We start from the raw sequence: 19,017 nt of genomic DNA, 5'->3' as shown, positions 1-19,017 counted from the left end.
TGGTCGTCCAGGGATCTCGAGGTGTTTCAGTGCTTCACAGGCCGTGGCACGCCTGTAAACTCCGCCTCCACGAGCCTCGATAAAAACACTGACAATCAGGAGACGGCGATGCGTGTTCTTCTTGTGGAAGATCATCTGCAATTGGCTGAAAGTGTCGCGCAGGCGCTCAAGAGCGCGGGTTTGACGGTTGATGTGCTGCATGATGGCGTCGCTGCCGACCTTGCGTTGACCAGCGAAGAGTATGCCGTCGCTATCCTCGACGTCGGACTGCCCCGGATGGATGGCTTTGAAGTGCTGGCTCGTTTGCGCGCGCGCAGCAAGAACCTGCCGGTCCTGATGCTGACGGCTCGCAGCGACGTCAAGGATCGGGTGCATGGCCTGAACCTCGGCGCTGACGATTACCTGGCAAAACCCTTTGAACTGTCCGAGCTTGAAGCCCGGGTCAAGGCGTTGCTGCGTCGCAGTGTGCTGGGCGGTGAGCGCCAGCAACGCTGCGGTGTACTGGTATACGACCTGGACACGCGGCGCTTTACCCTGGGTGACGAATTGCTGACCCTCACCTCGCGCGAGCAGGCAGTGCTTGAAGCACTGATCGCAAGGCCTGGACGCGTCATGAGCAAGGAGCAACTGGCCGCGCAGGTTTTCGGGCTCGACGAAGAGGCGAGCCCCGATGCCATCGAAATATATGTGCATCGGCTGCGCAAGAAGCTCGACGGGCATGCGGTGGCTATCGTGACCTTCCGCGGCCTCGGCTACCTGCTGGAAAGCCGCGATGATCAATGACAGCCTGCGCTGGCGGCTGCTTTGGAACCTGGCACTGCTTCTGGTTGTGCTGATGCTGGCCAGCGGTATGAGTGCTTACTGGAATGGACGAGAGGTAGCGGACACTGCGTACGACAGGACCCTGCTGGCCTCGGCCCGAACCATCGCTGCCGGGCTGACGCAGCGGGATGGCACGTTGAGTGCCGATATCCCTTACGTTGCGTTGGACACCTTTGCCTACGACAGCGAAGGGCGCATCTATTACCAGGTCAATGACATCCACCAGAAATTGATCTCAGGCTACGAAAATCTCCCGTCTCCACCGCCCGGCACTTTGCGTACCGACGATTATCCGGCGCTGGCCAAGTTCTACAACGGTAATTATCAAGGGCAGGACGTACGCGTCGTCAGTCTGCTCAAGCCTGTCACAGATCCAGGCATGAACGGCACCGCCGAGATTCGAGTGGCTGAAACCCAGGAGGCCCGCAAGGGTATGGCGCGTAGCCTGATGGCCGACACGCTGTTGCGACTGGGCATGCTCGGCGGCGGTGCGTTGCTGTTGGTCTGGTTCACGGTCAGCGCTGCCTTGCGGCCACTTGAGCGGTTGCGTACGGCTGTTGAAGAGCGCCAGCCCGATGATCTTCGGGCATTGCCCATGGTCGAGGTACAGCATGAACTGCGACCGTTGGTCGGCGCGCTCAATCACTTCACCGAGCGCTTGCGGCTGCAGTTCGAGCGTCAGGCGCAGTTCATTGCTGACGCAGCGCACGAACTGCGGACCCCGCTCGCGGCGCTAAAGGCGCGGGTCGAACTGGGTCTGCGCGACAAGGATCCGCAGCAATGGCGCACCACACTTGAATCGGCAGCACTTGGCACCGACCGCTTGACCCATTTGGCCAATCAGTTGCTGTCGCTGGCGCGTATCGAAAACGGTGCTCGTGCAATTGCCGAAGGGGGCGCCCAGCAACTGGACCTGAGCCAGTTGGCGCGTGAACTGGGCCTGGCGATGGCACCTCTTGCCCACTCGCATGGCGTTTCTCTTGCGCTGGAAGCTGACGAGCCTGTGTGGCTGCGCGGTGAGCCCACGCTGCTCAACGAGCTGCTGAGCAATCTGATCGACAATGCGCTTGCGCATACTCCGTCCGGTGGCAATGTAGTGTTGAGGGTTTATGCGCCGGGCATCCTGGAAGTTGAAGACGACGGCGCGGGCATCCCGCAGGAAGAGCGCGAACGAGTATTCGAGCGCTTCTATCGCAGTACCCAGCAGGGAGGTGGCGCGGGCCTGGGACTGGCGATCGTCGGGGAGATATGTCGTGCGCACCTGGCGCGGATATCGCTGCATGACGGCGCTGAACGTGGCTTGAAAGTAAGGGTCAGCTTTGGCCTGAATCAGTAAAGCATGTCCATTGCTTCGTCCATTTCGGCGCTCAACAGCCCGCTAGCGGTATGCAGTCTCAACTGGCTGAACGCTGGCAGATCGACGATATCGATCTGGCCAAGAGGGTGCGCGGTATTTCTGTGGATATGCACGGCTGCAACTTGCACCAGATCAACATAGTCGGGGCTGCGCGAAACGCGTGTGAGGTCCTGAAACTTGGCCGGTACGCAGGCCAGAGGCTCGGGAAAGTCCCACGAGCGCAACAGTCGCTCGCCAATCACCGGGTGAATGTTGTCGATCACGTGATTGAGGCTGACGGGGTCTGCAAGCAGATCGAAGTGATCTTCGGCATAGGTCAGGATGGGCAGGACGCCAATCAGGTGTACCAGCCCGGCCAGAGTGGCCTGGTCCGGCTTCAGTTGGGTGTAGTTCTGGCACAGTGAATAACTGATCCCTGCGACCTGCAGACTTTGTTTCCAGATTTCACGCATCTTGTGTTCGACCACTTCAGACTTGGCGTGAAACATCTGCTCGACCACCAGCCCGATCGCCAGGTTGCAGGTGTAATTGACCCCCAGACGGCGAACGGCGGTGATTACGTCGCTGACTTCGAAATTGGGACGTAGCAGCGGGCTGTTGGCCACTTTGATCAGGCGAGCGGAAAGGGCAGTATCGCTGCCAATCACCTTGCTCAACGCCGCAATGCTGATCTCTGTGTCCTCGGCGGCAAGGCGAATCTTCAGTGCTACTTCCGGCAGGGTAGGCAGGAACAAGGCATCTCTATCGATGGCCTTGATCAAATTTCTCTGCACCTCGTCAGCCATCTTGCTCATGTTGCGTCTCGCAGCCGTTGGGGGTGTCCAGAGTGTGCCGGGCGCTCTGGGAGCGCCAGCGTGCTGGGTCGCTTAAGACAATAGGAACCTTGCCGCGTTCGGTGATTCTACCGCTGAGTTTCGAGCTTGCTGTCCAGAATGTAGGGCAGTTCACGTATTTCCAGGGCAGTGCCTTGCGGCGAACCAAGATGTATCTGACCGTTTTCTGCAGCATCACCCTGCAGGATTGCGAGCAACTCGACGGTTTGCCCAGACTGCGCTGCAACCACGACATTACCTACGGCACTGGCATGTACCGGCGAGAACACCGGGGTTCCGGGCGCGGGTATCTCGTTGCTGTCCACCGAAAGGCGATACAGTCGACGCTTGAGCTTACCCAGGTACTGCATGCGTGCGACGATTTCCTGGCCTGTGTAGCAACCTTTCTTGAAACTGACGCCACCCACAGCCTGCAAATTGATCATTTGCGGAATGAATTCTTCACGGGTTTCGCTGAACACCTGGCCGATGCCCGCCTGGATCTGGCCAAGCAGCCAATCGTTGAGAGAGCCTTCGCTCAATTGCGATGCCAGTCGAGACTTGATGCTGTCTGCCTGTTCTGCGCGTACCCAGAGTTCTGCGCGAGCAGGCGAGACCCGGATTGCGATCAGGTCATTGGCCCGCACGACAGCGTCGGTTTCCTGCGCCAGATCCAGCCCCAGGCTTACCAGCACACCGTCACCATCCTGCAAGCCAAAGCGCACCCAGGTGTCGCTTTCGTCGGTCAGTTTGGACTTGGAGAACACTGCGTATTTACGCAGGTCCAGCAACTGCGGTTCGATCAGTTCTCTGGCCATCGCCAGCAGGCAGCCATCGCCTTCGAAAACAATTCGAAAGCTGGATTGCATTCGGCCTTTCTGGGTGCAGCGAGCACCAAGACTAGACGTGGTTTCGTTCAGGTAGTTGATGTTGCAGGTCAACTGCCCTTGAAGAAATTTGCCGGCATCCACGCCGCGAACGGCGAGAACGCCTTCATGGGATAGCGTGCAGAAAAAAGCTGTGTGGGCCATGGTCATCGCAAATGGAAAAAGTCTGGGCCCCATCATAGTGCGCAGGAGTGGATATGAATACGGGGTAGGTGAAAACTGCTGCGACCATTGTGCGATTCGCTCAGTCGGCTCACCGCTGTATACTCGCCGCCTACTTTGAGGAGCGCTCCATGGTCGAAGACGTTGAACTCAACCGCCTGTACTGGCACAGCCGCCGCGGCATGCTTGAACTGGACGTGCTGCTGGTGCCGTTTGTACGCGAGGTTTATCCGCATTTGGATGACGTGGATCGCGATCTCTATCGTCGTTTGCTGACGTGCGAGGATCAGGACATGTTCGGCTGGTTCATGCAGCGTGCCGAATCCGAAGACCCGGAATTGCAGCGCATGGTTCGCATGATCCTGGACCGTGTCCAGCCCAAGTGAGCATTTCGAGTGCCGCTGGCAGGCTTCGCGCCTGCTGCGGAGCGCGTACGCTGTTACTCAGGTCCTGGCGCTGCTGGCGCTGTTCTGGCTTGATGTTTCTCCCTGGTTTTTGGTGGTGGGCGTAGCGCTGTGTGTTGCGCATGCAGCGTGGGTGATGCCCCGTTCCATTCTGCTCAGTCATCCTGCTTCAGTGACCGGCCTGAAGCGCGACCAACACGGCTGGTCTGTGTTGAGTCGGCGCGATGGCTGGCAGCCTGTTCAGCTGTGTCAGGATAGCCTCGCGCTCCCGCTGGTGGTCGTACTGCGCTTTCGACTGATGTCAGGTTCACGACCTTCACGCCATACAACAAGCTGCTGCATACCTCGCGATGCGCTGTCGCCGGATGTGCACCGGCGCTTGCGCGTTCGCTTGAAATTCAGTCGACGTAGGTGGGCGGTACCAGAATAGTGTCCAGTGCCTCAGGCAGCATATCGGGGTAATCCAGCGTGTAATGCAAGCCACGGCTTTCCTTGCGGTCCATGGCTGACAGGATCATCAATTCGGCCACTTGAGCCAGGTTTCGCAGTTCAATGAGGTCACGGCTGACCTTGTAATTGCTGTAGAACTCGTCGATTTCGTCCAGCAGCAAGCGCACCCTGTGCTGAGCACGTTGCAGGCGTTTGTTGGTGCGCACGATGCCCACGTAATCCCACATGAAGCGCCGCAGTTCGTCCCAGTTGTGCGCAATGATGACGTCCTCATCCGAGTCGGTGACCTGACTGGCGTCCCAGGCCGGCAGATTGACTGGCATCTGTACATCATCAAGCTTGTTCTCGATGTCTGCCGCCGCCGAACGTGCGTAGACAAAACACTCGAGCAGCGAATTGCTGGCCATGCGGTTGGCGCCGTGCAGGCCGGTGAAACTGGTTTCGCCAATGGCGTAAAGACCAGGCACATCGGTATGGCCCTGATTGTCGACCACCACGCCGCCACACGTGTAGTGCGCAGCAGGCACCACCGGGATCGGTTGGCGGGTGATGTCAATCGAGAACTCCAGGCACCGCTCGTAGACGGTCGGAAAATGCGTCTTGATGAAATCGGCGGGCATGTGGCTGATATCCAGGTAGACGCAGTCGATACCCAGTCGCTTCATTTCATGGTCTATGGCTCGCGCCACGATGTCGCGAGGCGCCAATTCTGCCCGTTCGTCGAAACGGAGCATGAACCGTTCGCCATTGGGCAGCTTGAGATACGCACCTTCGCCGCGCAGTGCTTCGGTAATCAAAAAGCTCTTGGCCTGCGGGTGGTACAGGCAGGTCGGATGGAACTGGTTGAATTCCAGGTTTCCGACCCTGCAGCCCGAGCGCCAGGCCATGGCAATACCATCGCCGCACGCGCCGTCAGGGTTGCTGGTGTACAGATAGACTTTTGCTGCGCCGCCCGACGCCAGCACGGTAAAGCGGGCGCCGTGGGTTTCCACGTCTCCGGTCTTTCGATTGAGCACGTACGCGCCCAGGCAGCGCTGACTGTCCAGGCCCAGCTTGCGCTCGGTGATCAGGTCGATGGCGGCGCGCTGGTCAAGCAATTCGATGTTTGGGCGTTTGCTGGCTTGCTCGAGCAGGGTGCGGAAGATGGCCGCGCCAGTAGCGTCGGCGGCATGAATGATCCGTCGATGACTGTGTCCGCCCTCGCGCGTCAGATGGAACTCAAAGCCGCTTTCCTCGGTGTGGGAAGGATCGTCACGAGTAAACGGGACACCTTGGTCGATGAGCCATTGAATGGCTTCGCGACTGTGTTCGACCGTGAAGCGAACCGCCTCTTCGTTGCAAAGCCCTGCTCCAGCATTCAGCGTGTCGTCGATATGAGACTGCACGGTATCGGTGTCATCGAGCACGGCGGCCACGCCGCCCTGAGCCCAGAATGTCGAGCCATTGGACAGATCGCCCTTGCTCAATACAGCGATACGCAGGTGGTCGGGAAGAGTGAGCGCCAGGCTCAATCCTGCTGCGCCGCTGCCGATCACCAGTACGTCGTGCTGAAAATGTTGACTCATCTCTGAACTCTGCCCTTGACGGCCACTAGTATAAGTATGGGGGGATCGGCACAATAGCCGCGCCTTCATGGCATTGTGAGACCACGGCGGGTTCGGATTGTGCTCCAGTCCCTGACGTCATGCACATCGTTTTCGTCCGATTCAACGTCTGAAACGCTTTCAGTTCATGGGTTGAGGTGTGGCGGTGTGTGGTTTTTGGCTCACGCCTGCATAAGGCCCAATGGAACTTTTCAATAAGCTCCGGGCTCAATAGCAGGTTGCCCATAAAGGAACAGCGTCGGCTTGCGCAGGGTTAGATAAGTGATCATCGACTGCGGATCCGGCGACAAGACTATTCACGCAGTCGGCCTGGTCGTGCTGCGTTTTTCGTGCAGGTCTAACGATTGCTTGCAGGAAACTTGCTTGAAGGGGGAGAACTTTTGCGAAAAGCCCGAGTCTATGTTTGCGAGCCTGAACAATGTCAGTTGCGACACTCCCTTGAGCTCAATGAGGAGTGTTCATGCTAACCCAGGAAGAGGATCAGCAGCTTGTCGAGCGCGTACAGCGCGGTGACACTCGAGCATTTGATCTGTTGGTGCTGAAATACCAGCACAAGATTCTAGGGTTGATCGTGCGATTCGTGCACGACACCCACGAGGCTCAGGATGTTGCGCAAGAGGCCTTTATCAAGGCGTATCGCGCACTGGGCAATTTTCGCGGCGACAGCGCTTTTTATACATGGCTGTACCGCATCGCCATCAACACGGCGAAAAACTATTTGGTATCGCGCGGTCGGCGGCCACCAGATAGCGATGTGAGGTCTGAAGACGCGGAGTTCTACGATGGCGATCATGGCCTCAAGGACATCGAGTCGCCAGAGCGTGCATTGTTGAGGGATGAGATCGAGGGCACTGTCCATCGGACCATCCAGCTTCTGCCAGAAGATTTGCGTACTGCGTTAACTTTACGTGAATTCGATGGTCTGAGTTACGAAGACATTGCGAGCGTCATGCAATGTCCTGTTGGTACCGTGCGCTCTCGTATCTTCCGCGCTCGGGAAGCCATCGATAAAGCCCTGCAGCCGTTGTTGCAGGAATCCTGAGACAGCGGCGATAGCCCAAGAGAGGAACCCGCCATGAGTCGTGAAGCCCTGCAGGAATCGCTGTCCGCAGTGATGGACAACGAAGCGGATGAATTGGAATTGCGTCGGGTATTGAATGCTATTGACGATGCCGATACGCGTGCAACCTGGTCGCGTTATCAAATTGCCCGTGCAGCAATGCATAAAGAGTTGTTGATGCCTCATCTGGATATTTCGGCTGCTGTATCCGCCGCGATCGCCGATGAAGTAAGCCCGCCCAAAGTTGCGCGTGGACCTTGGCGTACTCTGGGTCGCATGGCAGTTGCAGCGTCGGTTACCGTTGCGGTGTTGGCAGGTGTCCGCCTGTTCAACCAGGACGAGATCACCAGCACTCAACTGGCACAGCAGACACAGCAGTCGTCGAACCTGATCGCTCCACAGGTCAAGGGTCCGGCAGTGCTGGCTGGTTACACTGAGACCGAGCAGGCTCCAGGCCCTATGGCCCACGGCGTCTTGCAAGGTCAGGCTGCTGAAGGCGACAAGCGTCTGCCTGGCTACCTGCGTCAACATGCTCAGGAAGCCGCGTTGAAGGGTACTGAAAGCGCACTGCCTTACGCACGCGCTGCCAGCCTGGAAAACCGTTAAGGAGGATCATGCGAGCCGTCCCTCTATTGCCGTTGTTGCTTGGTGGATGGCTTGCCCTCCCGGTACATGCCGATGATGCGCAAGACATGCTCAAACGTCTTGCTCAGGTAGACCAGCAGCAGAGTTATCAAGGTACATTTGTATACGAGCGCAACGGTAGTTTTTCTACCCATCGGATCTGGCACCGCGTAGCGGATGGCAAGATACAGGAGCGCTTGTTGCAGCTTGATGGTTCTGCGCAAGAAGTATTGCGTGTTGACGGGCTTACACAGTGCGTCAGCGGCATGCTTGAAGCGGGCGTAGTCAATGCGTCCGACTCTTCTTCCCGTGCTTTCGATGTCAAAAGACTGTCAGCCTGGTACGACATGAAAATTGTCGGCAAATCCCGGGTAGCTGGTCGTGCCACCACTATTGTGGCGCTGACGCCGAAAGACCAGCACCGTTATGGTGTAGAACTGCATATTGATAACGAAACCGGTCTGGCACTCAAGTCGCTGTTGCTGAGCGACAAGGGGCAATTGCTAGAGCGCTTTCAATTTACCGATCTCGATCCCGTCGACAAGCTGGCTGATGAATCACTGCAAGCCAGCGCCGACTGCAAGTCGGTTGCGCCGGTCAAGGCTGCCAAGCCAGTCGCGCAGATATCCCCGGTACCTTGGCGCTCCGAATGGCTGCCACCGGGTTTCGACCTGAGCAGTAGCGGAGTCCGCAAGGATCCTGAATCGCACGCGCCGGTTGCCAGCATGATGTATGGCGACGGGTTGGCCCGATTCTCGGTGTTCATCGAGGGCGTCAGTGGTAAATCGTCTTCGGATATCCGCACCCAGCTTGGGCCTACCGTAGCGGTATCACGCCGTCTCACTACACCTCAGGGCGACACCATGGTGACTGTCGTGGGCGAGATACCTATGGGGACTGCCGAACGCATTGCGCTGTCGATTCGCGCAAACGAAACGCCTGCGAAAAAGTAATCAGCCAGCCTGAATTGCCCGGGATGTAAAACTCTTCATCTTGGGTCAGGCGAGCCGCCAGCCCCCATTAAAGCTGGCCTTGGCCGAAATACTGAAATGTTTGGTGAGGTTTGCAAGTTGCAAAATCTTTCTTTTTTTTCTATAGGTCACAGCCTCGCAGCTCTGGCCTTTGTCGTTTTTGGGCTGTAAAGCTGGTCTGGAAATAAAGTGCTGCCCGGTCGTGACAGGCTTGGATTTTCGGGGTCAGTTGATCTGTACTGCTTAACTTGCGTTATGAACGGGAGTCGTATGTTGATACCACGCGTGAAATCTTATCTATCACTGGTCACAGCGGTCCTGATGCTCGGACAGATTGCCGTTGCTCAGGCTGAAAACCTGCCCGATTTCACCGATCTGGTTGAGCAGGCGTCGCCAGCGGTGGTGAATATCAGTACCCGCCAGAAGCTGCCGGACCGTGCCATTGCCAATCAGCAAGTGCCGGATCTGGAAGGCCTGCCTCCGATGCTCCGCGAATTTCTTGAGCGCAGCATGCCGCCAGGAACTCGTCCACCAGGCAAGGGCGGTGATCGTCAGCGTGAGGCTCAGTCGCTGGGTTCGGGCTTCATCATTTCCCCTGATGGCTACGTACTGACCAATAATCATGTGATTGATGGCGCCGACGAAATCCTCGTTCGCCTGTCCGATCGCAGTGAGCTGAAAGCCAAGCTGGTGGGGACCGATCCTCGTACCGACGTGGCGGTGTTGAAGATCGAAGGCAAGGACTTGCCCACTGCGAAGCTGGGTAACTCCAACAAGCTCAAGGTAGGTGAGTGGGTGCTGGCGATCGGCTCGCCGTTCGGTTTCGATCACTCGGTGACCAAAGGCATTGTCAGCGCCAAGGGCCGTAGTTTGCCGAACGATACCTACGTTCCTTTTATCCAGACGGACGTGGCGATCAATCCGGGTAACTCCGGCGGCCCGCTGTTCAACATGGCCGGCGAAGTGGTCGGTATCAATTCCCAGATATTTACCCGTTCGGGCGGTTTCATGGGGCTGTCGTTCGCGATCCCTATTGATGTTGCGATGGACGTTGCCAATCAGCTCAAGGCCAGTGGCAAGGTCAGTCGCGGCTGGCTGGGTGTTGTGATTCAGGAGGTCAACAAGGATCTGGCCGAGTCGTTTGGTCTCGACAAGCCTGCTGGCGCGCTGGTTGCGCAGGTACTTGACGATGGTCCCGCTGCCAAGGGCGGTCTGCAGGTTGGTGACGTGATTCTGAGTGCCAACGGCCAGCCAATCGTCATGTCGGCAGATTTGCCGCACCTGATCGGCAATCTCAAGGATGGCAGCAAGGCGGAGCTCGAAGTGATTCGTGACGGCAAGCGTCAGAAACTGACCGTTACCGTGGGCGCCTTGCCTGACGAAGGTCAGGAAATGGCCGGTCTTGGTGGTTCGACTGCCGAGCGCAGCAGCAATCGACTGGGCGTTTCGGTCGTTGAGCTGACTGCAGAGCAGAAGAAAACCCTCGACATCAAGAGTGGCGTGGCGATCAAGGAAGTGACGGGTGGTCCTGCGGCGCTGATCGGCCTGCAGGCTGCCGATGTGATTACTCACCTGAACAATCAGGCGATCACCTCGGCCACGCAGTTCACTGAAGTCGCCAAGAGCTTGCCCAAGGATCGCTCGGTTTCGATGCGTGTCCTGCGTCAGGGGCGCGCCACGTTCATTACCTTCAAGTTGTCTGAATAACGCAGACGCTTCATGAGAGAGGGCGGCAATGGCCGCCCTTTTTTGTGCCCGTCTCACGAGTGGTGACTGATCGGTTTGCCTGTTAGCGTGACGCGTCTTGCTTAATTCAGGTACAATTCCCGGCTATTTTTCGGCGGGCAATCTGTCTGCAACCTTTTTGAGTGTTGATCCGTGAGTGATTTGAGTCATATCCGCAATTTCTCCATCATCGCCCACATTGACCATGGCAAGTCGACGCTGGCCGACCGCTTCATTCAAATGTGCGGCGGTTTGTCCGAGCGCGAAATGGAAGCGCAGGTGCTCGATTCCATGGATCTTGAGCGCGAGCGCGGGATCACCATCAAGGCCCACAGCGTTACTCTGTACTACAAGGCCAAAGACGGTATCACCTACCAGCTGAACTTCATTGACACCCCGGGGCATGTGGACTTCACCTACGAAGTCAGCCGTTCCCTGGCCGCGTGTGAAGGCGCGTTGCTGGTCGTGGATGCGGGTCAGGGCGTTGAAGCGCAGTCGGTTGCCAACTGCTACACCGCTATCGAGCAGGGCCTTGAGGTCATGCCGGTGCTGAACAAGATGGACCTGCCACAGGCCGATCCGGACCGCGTCAAGGAAGAGATCGAGAAGATCATCGGTATTGACGCGACTGACGCAGTGGCCTGTAGCGCCAAGAGTGGCATGGGCGTTGACGAGGTGCTTGAGCGCCTGGTGGCGACCATTCCAGCACCGACCGGCAATATCGAAGATCCGCTGCAGGCGTTGATCATCGATTCCTGGTTCGACAACTACCTGGGCGTTGTCTCTCTGGTACGCGTGCGCCATGGCCGAGTGAGGAAGGGCGACAAGATTCTGGTCAAGTCTACCGGCAAGATCCATCTGGTGGACAGCGTGGGTGTATTCAACCCCAAGCACACGGCTACCGTTGATCTGAAAGCAGGCGAAGTAGGCTTCATCATCGCCGGCATCAAAGACATTCACGGTGCGCCAGTCGGTGACACCCTGACCTTGAACACCACCCCGGACGTTGACGTTCTGCCTGGATTCAAACGAATCCAGCCGCAGGTTTACGCCGGTCTGTTCCCGGTCAGCTCCGATGACTTTGAAGACTTCCGTGAAGCGTTGCAGAAGCTGACACTCAACGACTCTTCGCTGCAGTACCTGCCGGAAAGCTCCGATGCACTGGGCTTCGGTTTTCGTTGTGGCTTCCTGGGCATGCTCCACATGGAGATCATCCAGGAGCGCCTCGAGCGCGAATACGACCTGGACCTGATCACCACCGCGCCGACGGTAATCTTCGAGCTGTTGCTGAAGACCGGCGAGACGATCTATGTCGATAACCCGTCCAAGCTGCCTGACCTGTCGGTCATCGAGGACATGCGCGAGCCAATCGTTCGGGCAAATATTCTTGTGCCTCAGGAGCACCTGGGCAACGTCATTACGCTGTGCATCGAGAAGCGTGGCGTACAGCACGACATGCTGTTCCTTGGGACTCAGGTCCAGGTGACTTACGATTTGCCGATGAACGAGGTTGTCCTCGACTTCTTCGATCGTCTCAAGTCAGTCAGCCGCGGTTATGCTTCCCTGGATTATCATTTTGATCGTTACCAGTCTGCCAATCTGGTCAAGCTCGATGTTTTGATCAACGGTGAGAAGGTCGACGCACTGGCGTTGATCGTTCACCGGGACAATGCGCACTACAAAGGGCGCGCGTTGACCGAGAAAATGAAAGAGCTGATTCCACGGCAGATGTTCGACGTTGCAATTCAGGCTGCCATTGGTGGTCAGATTGTGGCCCGGACAACCGTCAAGGCACTCAGAAAGAACGTATTGGCCAAATGCTACGGCGGTGACGTAAGCCGTAAGCGTAAATTGCTGGAGAAGCAAAAGGCCGGTAAGAAACGCATGAAGCAGGTCGGCAACGTGGAAATTCCACAGGAAGCTTTCCTTGCAGTGCTCAGGTTGGAATAGTCAGGTCCTATGTCACTAAATTTCCCGCTGTTGTTGGTCATCGCTGTGTTCGTCTGTGGCGTACTTGCATTGATTGATCTGGTCTTCCTGGCGCCTCGTCGCCGGGCGGCCATTTCGACTTATCAGGGGAGCGTCGGAGAACCTGACCTTGCTGTCGTCGAGCGACTCAACAAAGAGCCCTTGCTGGTCGAATACGGCAAGTCGTTCTTTCCCGTGTTGTTTATTGTCCTGGTGCTGCGCTCGTTTCTGGTCGAACCGTTCCAGATTCCATCTGGCTCCATGAAACCGACACTGGACGTGGGTGATTTCATTCTGGTCAACAAGTTCTCCTACGGCATTCGTTTGCCCGTACTGGACCAGAAAGTGATTCAGATCGGCGATCCGCAGCGTGGCGACGTCATGGTCTTTCGCTACCCGAGCGACCCGAGCGTCAATTACATCAAGCGGGTTGTGGGGCTGCCGGGCGATCGCATTCGTTACACCAGTGACAAGCGTCTGTTCGTCAACGGCGAGCTGGTTGCCAAAAAGCTGATAGGCACAGAGCCCGGCACGCTGGGCAGCGCTGAACTCTATGAAGAGCAACTGGGCGCCGTCGAGCACCAGATCCGTCAGGAAATGAGCCGTTATCGTGCCCCGCCTGATACCGAATGGACGGTGCCAGCCGCGCATTACTTCATGATGGGCGACAACCGGGACAACTCCAACGACAGCCGTTACTGGGATGATCCAAATATTGCCAAGGACGAGCTGGGCATGGTTCCAGACAAGAACATTGTAGGCAAGGCGTTCGCTGTCTGGATGAGCTGGCCCGAGCCCAAACTGAGTCACTTCCCCAACTTTTCGAGGGTGGGGTTGATCAAGTAATGGATACGGCGCTGCATGAGCAGCGCCGTATGTCATTTGGAACAGCTTCAATACCCGCTCAACGATGAGTCAGTCGGGGCGGGCAGGCGGGAAGACCAGGAGGTCGGAAGTGAACATGACGTTCTCTGCATCTCAGAAAGGTGCGTCGCTTTTGGGAGGTCTGTTGGTGCTTGTGCTGGTCGTTTTCACGGCGAGTACCGCATTCAAGCTGGTCCCTCATTACCTTGACTACATGACGATGAAGAAGATCATCGAGACGGTCGAGAGCAATCAGAGCCTGGCGATCACCACAGCCAGTGATTTTTACAGTTATGTCGACAAGAGCATGCAGCTCAACAGCATTCGGGATATAGATTTGAACAAGGCGTTAAGAGTGACGGTGGAGAACAACACGTTCAACGCTCATTTGAATTACGAGCAACGCGAGTCGTTGATCAGCAGCATTGATGTGGTCATCAAATTCGACAAGCAAATGAGCGTGGGCAAACTGTGAGCGTATCCTTGAGCCGCCTTGAGCGTCAGCTCGGCTATACCTTCAAGGATCAGGACCTGATGGTCCTGGCCCTGACCCACCGCAGTTTTGCCGGCCGTAACAACGAACGGCTCGAGTTTCTCGGTGATGCCATTCTCAACTTCGTGGCGGGTGAGGCGCTGTTCGAGCGCTTTCCTCAGGCTCGCGAAGGCCAGTTGTCCCGCTTGCGGGCGCGATTGGTCAAAGGGGAAACCCTGGCGTTGCTGGCGCGCGGTTTTGATTTGGGTGAATACTTGCGTCTGGGCTCTGGCGAGCTCAAAAGCGGCGGTTTCCGTCGTGAGTCCATTCTGGCCGACGCGCTTGAGGCCTTGATTGGTGCAATCTATCTGGATGCCGGCATGGAGGTTGCGCGTGAGCGAGTGCTGGCGTGGCTGACGACCGAGTTCGACAGCCTGACCCTGGTCGATACCAACAAGGACCCGAAAACACGACTGCAGGAGTTTCTTCAGTCGCGTGCGTGTGAATTGCCGCGTTACGAAGTAGTGGATATCCAGGGTGAGCCGCATTGCCGGACGTTCTTCGTCGAATGCGAAATCGCCTTATTGAATGAAAAAAGTCGAGGTCAGGGTGTCAGCCGACGGATTGCCGAACAGGTAGCCGCAGCGGCAGCACTCATTGCACTTGGCGTGGAGAACGGTCATGACTGATACAACTGCAACACGCTGTGGCTATGTTGCCATCGTCGGCCGCCCTAACGTAGGCAAGTCCACGCTGCTCAACCATATTCTCGGTCAGAAGCTCGCGATTACCTCGCGCAAGCCGCAGACCACTCGGCACAACATGCTGGGCATCAAGACCGAGGGCGCTGTTCAGGCCGTCTATGTCGATACCCCGGGCATGCACAAGAATGGCGAGAAAGCCCTCAACCGCTACATGAACAAGACTGCTTCGGCCGCGCTGAAAGATGTCGACGTGGTGATCTTTGTTGTGGACCGCACTCGCTGGACCGACGAAGACCAGATGGTGCTTGAGCGTGTTCAATACGTGCAGGGTCCAGTCATTCTGGCGATCAACAAGACCGACCGCATCGAAGACAAAAGCGAGCTGATGCCGCATCTGGAATGGTTGCAGGGCCAGCTGCCAAATGCGTCTATCGTGCCGATTTCCGCGCAACACGGGCATAACCTCGAAGCGCTGGAAAGCCTGATCGCAACGCACTTGCCGGAAAACGAACACTTCTTCCCGGAAGACCAGATCACCGACCGCAGCAGTCGTTTTCTGGCCGCCGAACTGGTTCGCGAAAAAATCATGCGTCAGTTGGGTGCAGAGCTTCCGTACCAGATCACTGTCGAAATCGAAGAGTTCAAGCAGCAGGGTCGTATTCTGCATATCCATGCGCTCATTCTCGTCGAGCGTGATGGCCAGAAGAAGATCATCATTGGTGACAAGGGCGAGCGTATCAAACGCATCGGCAGTGACGCCCGTCGTGACATGGAGCTGTTGTTCGACTCCAAAGTCATGCTCAACCTGTGGGTCAAGGTCAAAGGCGGCTGGTCAGATGATGAGCGGGCACTGCGCTCGCTCGGTTACGGCGACCTTTAAGCCGCTCTTTTGCTGGGTCCATGAGTATTTCACGGACCCAGTGAATACCTTCTTTTCAGAGCCCGTCCGATGAGCACGCCCACCGGTCAACCCGCCTATGTGCTCCACAGCCGTGCCTACCGCGAAAACAGCGCGCTGGTCGATTTTCTGACTCCACAGGGTCGTCTTCGAGCAGTACTGCGCAGTGCCAAGGGCAAGGCCGGATCGCTGGCGCGTCCCTTTGTCCCGCTCGAAGTCGAGTTTCGTGGCCGTGGCGAGCTGAAAAATGTCGGGCGTATGGAAAGTGCAGGCGTCGCCACCTGGATGACTGGTGAAGCGCTGTTCAGCGGCATGTACCTCAACGAGTTGCTGATTCGCCTGTTGCCTTCCGAAGACCCTCATCCCGCCGTATTCGATCATTATGCGGCCACGCTGTTGGCACTCGCCGAAGGGCGTCCCCTTGAGCCGTTGCTGCGCTCGTTCGAATGGCGCCTGCTGGACGATCTCGGTTATGGCTTCGAGCTGACCGTCGACGTCAACGGTGAGCCCCTGGCAGCCGATGGCATGTACCGCCTGCAAGTCGATGCCGGTCTTGAACGGGTTTATCTGTTGCAGCCCGGACTGTTTCAAGGCGTTGAATTGCTCGCCATGTCGCAAGCGGACTGGGCAGCGCCTGGCGCGATGTCCGCTGCCAAGCGTCTGATGCGTCAGGCACTGGCCGTGCACCTGGGCGGCCGCCCATTGGTCAGTCGTGAACTGTTTCGCAAGCCGTGATCAGGCTTTATGCTTTACGGCCTGCTTCGATCAAACCTCAGGAGATACCTGTGACCCAAAGTACCCGCATCCTTCTAGGCGTGAACATCGACCACGTGGCCACGCTGCGTCAGGCCCGCGGTACGCGTTACCCGGACCCGGTCAAAGCAGCCCTGGACGCCGAAGAAGCAGGTGCCGACGGCATTACGGTGCACTTGCGTGAGGACCGTCGGCATATCCAGGAACGCGACGTTCTGTTGCTCAAGGAAGTGTTGCAGACCCGTATGAACTTCGAGATGGGTGTCACCGAGGAAATGCTGGCGTTCGCCGAGCGTATTCGTCCGGCTCATGTCTGTCTGGTGCCTGAAACCCGCGAAGAGCTGACTACCGAAGGCGGTCTTGATGTGGCGGGCCAAGAGGCGCGCATCAAGGCGGCGGTGGAGCGTCTGGCGAAGATCGGGTGTGAGGTTTCGCTGTTTATCGACCCGGACGAGCGCCAGATTGCCGCGTCAAAGCGTGTCGGCGCGCCCGCCATCGAACTGCATACAGGCCGCTATGCCGACGCCGAAACCCCGACTGAAGTGGCCGATGAACTGCAACGAATCGCCGATGGCGTAACGTTCGGCATCGCTCAGGGACTGATCGTCAATGCTGGCCACGGCCTGCACTATCACAACGTACAGGCGGTGGCTGCGATCAAGGGCATCAATGAACTGAACATTGGCCACGCGCTGGTGGCCCATGCACTGTTCGTCGGTTTCAAGGCTGCCGTTGCCGAAATGAAAGCACTGATTGTCGAGTCTGCCCGCTAACGACTACGGTTTTCGCCCTACGATCACTGCCCGCATCGGCGCGGGCAGTCCTTCGACGGTTTTGCTGTGATCGGCAGGGTCGAGGAAGTCGCCCAGTGACTGAAAGCGCATCCACTCGGTGCTGCGCTGCTCCTGGACCGTCGTGTTGCTGACGTCCACGCAACGTACATCTTCGAAACCCGCGCGGCGCATCCACAGCTCCAGCGCGGGCACTGATGGCAGGAACCAGACGTTGCGCATCTGCGCGTAGCGGTCTTCCGGCACCAGCACCTGATGCACATCACCCGGCACCACCAGTGTTTCCATTACCAGTTCGCCGCCCTTGACCAGGCAGTCTTTCAACGCCAGCAAATGGTCGATGGGGGATTTTCGGTGATAGAGCACGCCCATCGAAAACACTGTGTCGAAGCCTTCCAGATTGGCTGGCAAGTCTTCGAGCGCGAATGGCAGATGCCAGGCTGGCAGGTCGGGCAGATAGCGCTGCATGGCCTGGAACTGGCAGAAGAACAGCCAGTTGGGGTCGACACCAATGACACTGTCAGCGCCAGCACCCAGCATGCGCCACTGGTAATAACCGTTGCCGCACCCCACGTCCAGAACCCGCTTGCCTTTGAGGTCGAGGTGCGGGGATACCCGTGACCATTTCCAGTCCGAACGCCATTCGGTGTCGATGTGGACGCCAAAGACATTGAATGGCCCTTTGCGCCACGGTGACAGCCCCATCAGTGCCTTGCGCAGTACGGTGCGGGTTTCGCCATTGCATTCGGTTTCAAGGGTAAAGCTGTCGGCCAGGTCGACGCGGCCCGGTTGCAGGTCGGGTAGCGCATCCAGCGCCGCCTGCCAACGTTGCAGATCGCCATGACCCTTGGCCATCTTGAGGTCGAGTTGTGCTTGCAGGCCGTTGGCCCATTCAGCCAGTGGCGTTCGCGCCAGGCGGCGGACAAGTGGAGCGAGATCAATCATGGCAGGGCAATCAACGAGGCAAAGTTAAGACATTGGAACCATGGCACCACCCTGGAGAACCCCGCGGCAAGCAGGCGTTGGCGGTGTTCTTCGAGGCTGTCGGGCTTCATGACGTTTTCAATGGCACTGCGTTTCTGGGCTATTTCCAGATCGCTGTAGCCGTTGGCGCGTTTGAAGGCGATGTGCAGGTCGGTCAGTAGAGCGTGTTCCTGATCGTCGTTGAAGCGCAGCTTTTCCGAGAGGATCAGTGCGCCGCCCGGCACCAGTGCGCCGTGAATGCGCGTCAGCAACCCTAGGCGCAGTTCTGGAGCGATGAATTGCAATGTAAAGTTCAGCGCAACGACCGATGCCGGTTTGAACTCCAGCCCCAGAATATCGCCCTCGATGACGTCCACCGGCAGCAGCTCCTGAAACATGGAGTTCTGTGCGTTCAGGTATTCGCGGCAGCGCTCGACCATCGCGCTTGAATTATCCACAGCGACGACGCTGCAGCCTTCACTGCGAACATGGCGACGCAGGGCCTGAGTCACGGCACCCAGCGAACTGCCCAGGTCGTACAGCACGGTGTCAGGCTGGGCAAACTGCGCGGCGAGGACGCCGAGGTTCTCGACGATCGTCGGATAGCCGGGGACCGAGCGCTTGATCATGTCAGGAAATACCCGCACCACGTCTTCATTGAAGGCGAAGTCAGGCACCTGAACCAGTGGCTGGGCGAAAATGCGGTCGGGTTCTTTGCTCACGGCG

The 19,017-nt window shown here is 57.6% G+C and carries 20 protein-coding genes; 15 read left to right on the top strand and 5 right to left on the bottom strand.

Going from position 1 to position 19,017, the window contains the following annotated elements:
• Positions 1 to 108 precede the first annotated feature (108 nt).
• Both KDX37_RS16310 and KDX37_RS16305 read left to right on the top strand, forming a co-directional pair.
• Positions 109 to 783 carry a response regulator gene (locus KDX37_RS16310; RefSeq protein ID WP_231653714.1) on the top strand — a complete coding sequence of 225 codons (675 nt, stop codon included), beginning with the start codon at positions 109 to 111 and terminating at the stop codon, positions 781 to 783.
• Complete coding sequence (locus KDX37_RS16305; RefSeq protein WP_231653713.1) at positions 773 to 2,158, top strand: sensor histidine kinase; 1,386 nt, start codon at positions 773 to 775, stop codon at positions 2,156 to 2,158. The genes KDX37_RS16310 and KDX37_RS16305 overlap by 11 nt, the downstream gene beginning before the upstream one ends.
• Here KDX37_RS16305 and KDX37_RS16300 read toward each other — a convergent pair.
• Together KDX37_RS16300 and ygfZ are read right to left on the bottom strand one after the other, a co-directional pair.
• Positions 2,152 to 2,973 carry an HDOD domain-containing protein gene (locus KDX37_RS16300; protein ID WP_231653712.1) on the bottom strand — a complete coding sequence of 274 codons (822 nt, stop codon included), beginning with the start codon at positions 2,971 to 2,973 and terminating at the stop codon, positions 2,152 to 2,154. The genes KDX37_RS16305 and KDX37_RS16300 overlap by 7 nt on opposite strands.
• Before the next feature lie 107 nt (positions 2,974 to 3,080).
• A complete protein-coding gene (gene ygfZ / locus KDX37_RS16295) occupies positions 3,081 to 4,022 on the bottom strand; it encodes a CAF17-like 4Fe-4S cluster assembly/insertion protein YgfZ (RefSeq protein WP_231653711.1) in 942 nt (313 codons plus the stop codon).
• Between the two features lie 149 nt (positions 4,023 to 4,171).
• On the opposite strand from ygfZ, the gene KDX37_RS16290 reads away from it, so the two are divergent.
• Positions 4,172 to 4,426, top strand: a complete 255-nt coding sequence (locus KDX37_RS16290) for an FAD assembly factor SdhE (protein WP_231653710.1) — start codon at positions 4,172 to 4,174, stop codon at positions 4,424 to 4,426.
• Entirely contained in the window at positions 4,410 to 4,874 is a 465-nt protein-coding gene (locus KDX37_RS16285; protein WP_231653709.1) for a protein YgfX, read from the top strand. Before KDX37_RS16290 ends, KDX37_RS16285 begins: the two co-directional genes overlap by 17 nt.
• On the opposite strand, the gene nadB is transcribed toward KDX37_RS16285, so the two are convergent.
• Complete coding sequence (gene nadB, locus KDX37_RS16280; RefSeq protein ID WP_231653708.1) at positions 4,843 to 6,459, bottom strand: L-aspartate oxidase; 1,617 nt, start codon at positions 6,457 to 6,459, stop codon at positions 4,843 to 4,845. The two genes, KDX37_RS16285 and nadB, sit on opposite strands and share 32 nt — an antisense overlap.
• Before the next feature lie 499 nt (positions 6,460 to 6,958).
• Between nadB and rpoE the strand changes: the two genes are divergently transcribed.
• The 11 genes from rpoE (at position 6,959) to pdxJ (ending at position 17,310) form a co-directional block, all read left to right on the top strand.
• Positions 6,959 to 7,540 (top strand): RNA polymerase sigma factor RpoE, encoded by a 582-nt coding sequence (gene rpoE / locus KDX37_RS16275; RefSeq protein WP_002554912.1) that lies wholly within the window; start codon positions 6,959 to 6,961, stop codon positions 7,538 to 7,540.
• Positions 7,541 to 7,573: 33 nt separating this feature from the next.
• Positions 7,574 to 8,164, top strand: coding sequence for an RseA family anti-sigma factor (locus tag KDX37_RS16270; protein WP_231653707.1), 591 nt, complete (start codon positions 7,574 to 7,576; stop codon positions 8,162 to 8,164).
• Positions 8,165 to 8,172: 8 nt separating this feature from the next.
• A complete protein-coding gene (locus KDX37_RS16265) occupies positions 8,173 to 9,135 on the top strand; it encodes a MucB/RseB C-terminal domain-containing protein (RefSeq protein ID WP_231653706.1) in 963 nt (320 codons plus the stop codon).
• A gap of 339 nt (positions 9,136 to 9,474) precedes the next feature.
• Complete coding sequence (locus tag KDX37_RS16260; protein ID WP_231653783.1) at positions 9,475 to 10,860, top strand: DegQ family serine endoprotease; 1,386 nt, start codon at positions 9,475 to 9,477, stop codon at positions 10,858 to 10,860.
• Between the two features lie 171 nt (positions 10,861 to 11,031).
• Positions 11,032 to 12,828 carry a translation elongation factor 4 gene (gene lepA / locus KDX37_RS16255; RefSeq protein WP_231653705.1) on the top strand — a complete coding sequence of 599 codons (1,797 nt, stop codon included), beginning with the start codon at positions 11,032 to 11,034 and terminating at the stop codon, positions 12,826 to 12,828.
• A gap of 9 nt (positions 12,829 to 12,837) precedes the next feature.
• The gene (lepB, locus tag KDX37_RS16250; protein ID WP_231653704.1) at positions 12,838 to 13,692 is read left to right on the top strand and encodes a signal peptidase I; all 855 of its coding nucleotides are present in this window, start codon (positions 12,838 to 12,840) and stop codon (positions 13,690 to 13,692) included.
• A 115-nt stretch (positions 13,693 to 13,807) separates the two neighbouring features.
• Positions 13,808 to 14,185 carry a DUF4845 domain-containing protein gene (locus KDX37_RS16245; RefSeq protein WP_231653703.1) on the top strand — a complete coding sequence of 126 codons (378 nt, stop codon included), beginning with the start codon at positions 13,808 to 13,810 and terminating at the stop codon, positions 14,183 to 14,185.
• Entirely contained in the window at positions 14,182 to 14,871 is a 690-nt protein-coding gene (gene rnc, locus KDX37_RS16240) for a ribonuclease III (RefSeq protein ID WP_231653702.1), read from the top strand. The genes KDX37_RS16245 and rnc overlap by 4 nt, the downstream gene beginning before the upstream one ends.
• Positions 14,864 to 15,766: a GTPase Era gene (era, locus tag KDX37_RS16235; RefSeq protein WP_231653701.1), complete on the top strand. Its 903-nt coding sequence runs from the start codon at positions 14,864 to 14,866 to the stop codon at positions 15,764 to 15,766. The genes rnc and era overlap by 8 nt, the downstream gene beginning before the upstream one ends.
• A 69-nt stretch (positions 15,767 to 15,835) precedes the next feature.
• Entirely contained in the window at positions 15,836 to 16,519 is a 684-nt protein-coding gene (gene recO / locus KDX37_RS16230; RefSeq protein WP_231653700.1) for a DNA repair protein RecO, read from the top strand.
• Between the two features lie 50 nt (positions 16,520 to 16,569).
• On the top strand, positions 16,570 to 17,310 hold the full coding sequence (gene pdxJ / locus KDX37_RS16225) for a pyridoxine 5'-phosphate synthase (RefSeq protein WP_231653699.1): 741 nt from the start codon (positions 16,570 to 16,572) through the stop codon (positions 17,308 to 17,310).
• Between the two features lie 3 nt (positions 17,311 to 17,313).
• Here pdxJ and cmoB read toward each other — a convergent pair whose 3' ends face one another.
• Positions 17,314 to 18,273 (bottom strand): tRNA 5-methoxyuridine(34)/uridine 5-oxyacetic acid(34) synthase CmoB, encoded by a 960-nt coding sequence (cmoB, locus tag KDX37_RS16220; RefSeq protein WP_231653698.1) that lies wholly within the window; start codon positions 18,271 to 18,273, stop codon positions 17,314 to 17,316.
• On the bottom strand, positions 18,270 to 19,013 hold the full coding sequence (gene cmoA, locus KDX37_RS16215) for a carboxy-S-adenosyl-L-methionine synthase CmoA (protein WP_231653697.1): 744 nt from the start codon (positions 19,011 to 19,013) through the stop codon (positions 18,270 to 18,272). The genes cmoB and cmoA overlap by 4 nt, the downstream gene beginning before the upstream one ends.
• Positions 19,014 to 19,017 lie beyond the last annotated feature (4 nt).

It is taken from the genome of Pseudomonas californiensis, assembly GCF_021147775.1.
Taxonomy (GTDB): Bacteria; Pseudomonadota; Gammaproteobacteria; order Pseudomonadales; family Pseudomonadaceae; genus Aquipseudomonas; species Aquipseudomonas californiensis.
The sequence above is the reverse complement of the archived record's forward strand: the minus strand, read 5'-3'. Positions and strand labels throughout refer to the sequence as shown.